Origin of the sequence: Pseudomonas sp. 18173 (genome assembly GCF_050432945.1) — a bacterium.
GTDB lineage: Bacteria > Pseudomonadota > Gammaproteobacteria > Pseudomonadales > Pseudomonadaceae > Aquipseudomonas.
In genome coordinates this window covers 1-2287 of sequence record NZ_JBKFTN010000062.1, presented here as the reverse complement: position 1 = coordinate 2287, position 2287 = coordinate 1, and the positions used below count along the sequence as shown (strand labels likewise).

Genomic DNA, 2287 nt, shown 5'->3' with positions numbered 1-2287 from the left:
GCGCACAGGCTGAACAGCAGGCTGACGAGCAGGGGCAGGCGCTTCATTGGGGATACCCCTTCTGGGGAAAATTCGGATAGACACTGCGCTTGCTGTCTTTCGCAGGTTTGCTGACGAGCAGGAATTTTGCACTCGGCACCCAGTGAGCAGATTGGTGAATGTAGCGTCGCCGCAACAGACGTTCCTGCTCGGGATCAAGGCTGACTTCATTGCCCCCCAACACTTGATCTAGGATGCGCGCGGCGATGGGTTGTAATTCCTCCGGTAGTCGGAAGCGCTTGTCCTGGTTATCGATTACATCAAACGGCACACCATGGCATACCCCCAACTCACGCATGACACGCAGGGCAATGAGGGCCAACTCGCCACGCACCGATCGGTCGAGTTCGATCGTCAACAGGTGATCCTCCGTCTTGGATTCCGGACCGCCGCGCGTCGCTTTGGGTGACGGCCATGTACTGATTTCGATCTTGCCGTCGTCCGCGATGCCGCCGGCACGTAGCTCCTCCACTTGGGCACGGGCTCGCGCCCACTGCGGGAGCGACTTCATCGGTTGGTTTTGTTGCAAGGAGACGACAATGGGCTTGGTCAACCAAACCCTTTCTCGGGCACGCGGAAGATAGCCACCGCCAATGTCTGAATGCACGCCGGGCAGGCGGATTTGTCGATGGTGGTGATGCACGCCGTTGAGGGAAAAGTTGTGCCGGCACTCGTCGCGAGCCTGGAGCTGGATGACCTGACGCGCACAAGCGGGTGGCAGGTACAGGTTCACGCCCGGGTTGTGTTCATCCGAGACGTCTAGGTCAATGCCACCAATGGCGGCGACGGTGTCGAACAAGCCGATGAAGTTGAGGCTGACGTCCACCGCCGGGTCGAAGGTGGTTACCAAGGTGAACCGACCCGCCTGCAACAGTTCCCCGAACAAGCCTCGACTAGGCTTGAGCAGCTCGTTCGCACAGTGCCGTGCAGCGGCAGCACCACGACTGAAGCCAAAAATGTCGAACTCTATTTTCCGGATGTAAGTACCAGGGTTGGCTTTTTGAAAAAGATCCCACTGCTCTTTAATTAGTCCTGATGCCTGTTCAACCCGCGCCACTACTCCGGTTTCGCCTAGGCCTGTGCCCATACCGTAGAGCGAATCCTTGCCATTACTTCGGGTGCCGATCCCCTCCAGATAGACCTTCAGATAACCGATCTCCGCCGCTGGCGTTATAGGAGTGGCCGTATTGTCTGGATACAACTCCCGCAGATACACCACATTACTCGGCGCATTCCCGTAACTATTATCCGGCGTATTACTGAAGCCATCGCCATCAAATCCATCGAATCCGAACTTTTTGCAGTACGAGACCATACTTTCCAGCTCGCTCGAGTCGAACAGCGCCAAGTCCTCACGCCGACACTGTTCCGTAGCCGCAGCATTAGCCAGGTTATTACCCGTCCCATCAAAAAACAGCCCAAGCCGCAAAGTGATCCCTTCGAGCTCCTCCTCCTCTTCTTCCTCTTCCATGTCGTAGACCAAAGACAGCTCTTCGGGCTTGGCGGTGTAGACGCGTTCGGTAAACCCCTGGCTGTCGGTGGTGCCGCGCCAGACCTTGCCGGAGGCAGCGCTGATCTTGTAGGGCACGCTGGCCCAGGGTTGTTCTCCATCGGACCCGAATATCCGAAACTGCTCATGGAACTCGAGCGGAGGGTCGATGAGGTTTGGCAATGCCGATAGCTGTACCGCCAGGGAGGCTTTGGTCGGCAAGTACTCGTAGTCTGCCGACTTGACCTTGTAATCACCCGCCGTCCCCGACTCGATGCCACACTGCTCCAAGGTGATGTANAGCTGCCCCCGCCATTCAGAGTGATTTTCTTCTTCGCCGTGATGCGGATTTCGTCTTCAGTGCTGGTGATGTCCAGGCCATGCCGCGCCAGCAGTTCCAGCCTGTCGTTCTGCGCCTGAATCTGCACCGGCCCCTGATTGGCAATCAGCTTGATCCCCAGCTTGCGCACGAACAGGCTCAGGCCCTGGCCCACGCCGATGAACAGGCGCTTGACCACGCTGAGATCAGCTTCGCCGCCGGCGTTGAGCATCAAGTTGTGCTGCGCCGCCAGTTGCAGGTGCTGGCCGCTGGTCAGGGCGATGCCCTGCGGGGCGCTGAGCAGCAGGACTGAAGACTTCAACGCTTCCAGATCTTTGCGCAGCAGTTGCAGTTGTGCCGCTACATCCGCCGGCTCGGCGCTGGCGGCCTGGGCGTCGACCGAGAGCTTTTGCAGTTGTTCGCCGGCCTGTTGCAGGCGG

At 58.6% G+C, this 2287-nt stretch carries 1 protein-coding gene and 1 pseudogene; both read right to left on the bottom strand.

What is annotated here, in order from left to right; all coding sequences use genetic code 11:
• Positions 1–43: 43 nt before the first annotated feature.
• A complete protein-coding gene (locus ACLD1X_RS29005; protein ID WP_429373709.1) occupies positions 44–1750 on the bottom strand; it encodes a phospholipase effector Tle1 domain-containing protein in 1707 nt (568 codons plus the stop codon).
• A pseudogene (locus ACLD1X_RS29000) lies at positions 1750–2287 on the bottom strand (DUF2345 domain-containing protein); the annotation flags it as partial. The pseudogene ACLD1X_RS29000 and the gene ACLD1X_RS29005, both read right to left, overlap by 1 nt.